Source organism: Neobacillus rhizosphaerae, from assembly GCF_050477885.1.
In the GTDB taxonomy this organism is placed as follows: Bacteria; Bacillota; Bacilli; order Bacillales; family Cytobacillaceae; genus Neobacillus; species Neobacillus rhizosphaerae_A.
Genome location: NZ_JBCNAC010000010.1, coordinates 1 through 1,942 on the forward strand (window position 1 = coordinate 1; position 1,942 = coordinate 1,942).

General features: G+C 49.3%; 17 tRNA genes. All 17 read left to right on the top strand.

Annotated features, from left to right (window positions below):
* Positions 1-36: 36 nt before the first annotated feature.
* The 17 genes from ABES03_RS01105 to ABES03_RS01185 all read left to right on the top strand — a co-directional run bounded on the left by ABES03_RS01105 (position 37) and on the right by ABES03_RS01185 (position 1,673).
* Positions 37-111: transfer RNA gene (locus ABES03_RS01105), tRNA-Gly, on the top strand.
* Positions 112-116: 5 nt separating this feature from the next.
* Positions 117-205: transfer RNA gene (locus tag ABES03_RS01110), tRNA-Leu, on the top strand.
* Between the two features lie 22 nt (positions 206-227).
* Positions 228-301, top strand: a tRNA-Arg gene (locus tag ABES03_RS01115).
* A gap of 6 nt (positions 302-307) precedes the next feature.
* Positions 308-384: transfer RNA gene (locus ABES03_RS01120), tRNA-Pro, on the top strand.
* 17 nt (positions 385-401) lie between these two features.
* A tRNA-Ala gene (locus tag ABES03_RS01125) sits at positions 402-477 on the top strand.
* An 18-nt stretch (positions 478-495) separates the two neighbouring features.
* Positions 496-572 (top strand) — tRNA-Met (locus ABES03_RS01130).
* Between the two features lie 18 nt (positions 573-590).
* Positions 591-667 (top strand) — tRNA-Ile (locus ABES03_RS01135).
* A 17-nt stretch (positions 668-684) separates the two neighbouring features.
* A tRNA-Ser gene (locus ABES03_RS01140) sits at positions 685-777 on the top strand.
* Between the two features lie 123 nt (positions 778-900).
* A tRNA-Met gene (locus ABES03_RS01145) sits at positions 901-974 on the top strand.
* A gap of 3 nt (positions 975-977) precedes the next feature.
* A tRNA-Asp gene (locus tag ABES03_RS01150) sits at positions 978-1,054 on the top strand.
* A 6-nt stretch (positions 1,055-1,060) separates the two neighbouring features.
* Positions 1,061-1,136 (top strand) — tRNA-Phe (locus tag ABES03_RS01155).
* A gap of 32 nt (positions 1,137-1,168) precedes the next feature.
* Positions 1,169-1,244 (top strand) — tRNA-His (locus ABES03_RS01160).
* Positions 1,245-1,252: 8 nt separating this feature from the next.
* A tRNA-Gly gene (locus ABES03_RS01165) sits at positions 1,253-1,326 on the top strand.
* A gap of 6 nt (positions 1,327-1,332) precedes the next feature.
* A tRNA-Ile gene (locus tag ABES03_RS01170) sits at positions 1,333-1,409 on the top strand.
* An 8-nt stretch (positions 1,410-1,417) separates the two neighbouring features.
* Positions 1,418-1,492: transfer RNA gene (locus tag ABES03_RS01175), tRNA-Asn, on the top strand.
* 3 nt (positions 1,493-1,495) lie between these two features.
* Positions 1,496-1,586 (top strand) — tRNA-Ser (locus ABES03_RS01180).
* Positions 1,587-1,601: 15 nt separating this feature from the next.
* A tRNA-Glu gene (locus ABES03_RS01185) sits at positions 1,602-1,673 on the top strand.
* Positions 1,674-1,942 lie beyond the last annotated feature (269 nt).

Below are 1,942 nucleotides of genomic sequence, written 5' to 3' on the forward strand. Positions count from 1 at the left end.
TTCGACTCCCTTCACCCGCATCATTTGATTTTATATGCGGAAGTAGTTCAGTGGTAGAACACCACCTTGCCAAGGTGGGGGTCGCGGGTTCGAATCCCGTCTTCCGCTCCATATGTGCCGGGGTGGCGGAACTGGCAGACGCACAGGACTTAAAATCCTGCGGTAGGTGACTACCGTACCGGTTCGATTCCGGTCCTCGGCACCACTTAAGTTTATTTAATTCATATGCGCCCTTAGCTCAGCTGGATAGAGTGTTTGACTACGAATCAAAAGGTCGGGAGTTCGAATCTCTCAGGGCGCACTTTAACGGGAAGTAGCTCAGCTTGGTAGAGCACTTGGTTTGGGACCAAGGGGTCGCAGGTTCGAATCCTGTCTTCCCGACCATTCTTCTTACTTATTATGGGGCCTTAGCTCAGCTGGGAGAGCGCCTGCTTTGCACGCAGGAGGTCAGCGGTTCGATCCCGCTAGGCTCCACCATAATTTTATTAACTATTTGGCGGTGTAGCTCAGCTGGCTAGAGCGTACGGTTCATACCCGTAAGGTCGGGGGTTCGATCCCCTCCGCCGCTACCAAATAATTTTTTAGAAATTGGACCTTTAGCTCAGCTGGTTAGAGCAGACGGCTCATAACCGTCCGGTCGTAGGTTCGAGTCCTACAAGGTCCACCAGAAACTTTTAATAATATGGAGGAATACCCAAGTCCGGCTGAAGGGATCGGTCTTGAAAACCGACAGGCGGGTTAAACCGCGCGGGGGTTCGAATCCCTCTTCCTCCGCCATATTATTTCAGAATTAAATAATTTTTATTGCCACCATCGACCTGCTACTTGAATAGCTTTCTGAGATGGGGACAGTCAGTAACAAAACATGGAGCATGCTCCAAACTTAATAATTTTTACCGTCGCGGGGTGGAGCAGTCTGGTAGCTCGTCGGGCTCATAACCCGAAGGTCGCAGGTTCAAATCCTGTCCCCGCAATATGGTCCGGTAGTTCAGTTGGTTAGAATGCCTGCCTGTCACGCAGGAGGTCGCGGGTTCGAGTCCCGTCCGGACCGCCATATGTTGGCTCAGTAGCTCAGTCGGTAGAGCAAAGGACTGAAAATCCTTGTGTCGGCGGTTCGATTCCGTCCTGAGCCACCATTTATATTTTAAAGTAAATAATTTTTATTACGGCGATTGTGGCGAAGTGGTTAACGCACCTGATTGTGGTTCAGGCATTCGTGGGTTCGATTCCCATCAGTCGCCCCATTTATTTTGCGGGTGTAGTTTACTGGTAAAACCTCAGCCTTCCAAGCTGATGTAGTGGGTTCGATTCCCATCACCCGCTCCATAATATGGGCCTATAGCTCAGCTGGTTAGAGCGCACGCCTGATAAGCGTGAGGTCGATGGTTCGAGTCCATTTAGGCCCACCATGTATTATTCCGCAGTAGCTCAGTGGTAGAGCTATCGGCTGTTAACCGATCGGTCGTAGGTTCGAGTCCTACCTGCGGAGCCATATAGAGAAGTACCCAAGTGGCTCAAGGGGCTCCCCTGCTAAGGGAGTAGGTCGGGTAACCGGCGCGAGGGTTCGAATCCCTTCTTCTCTGCCATATAATTTAATTTTCGGCCCCTTGGTCAAGCGGTTAAGACACCGCCCTTTCACGGCGGTAACACGGGTTCGAATCCCGTAGGGGTCATACAAAAAAACTGATGATATATTATCATCAGTTTTTTTGTGTTCTTTTTAGAGGAAGCTTGGATTAAGATTATTGATTGTGAAAGGTGGATTTTTTACATGACTGAATACAACGTAAAAAATCCATTTGGGTAACGTAGACGACCCCTACGTGACCGAACATAACTTAAAACAATCGTATGGGTAACGTAGACGACTCCTACGTGACCGAACACAACGTAAAACAATCGTATAGGTAACGTAGACGACCCCTACGTGACCAAACACAAC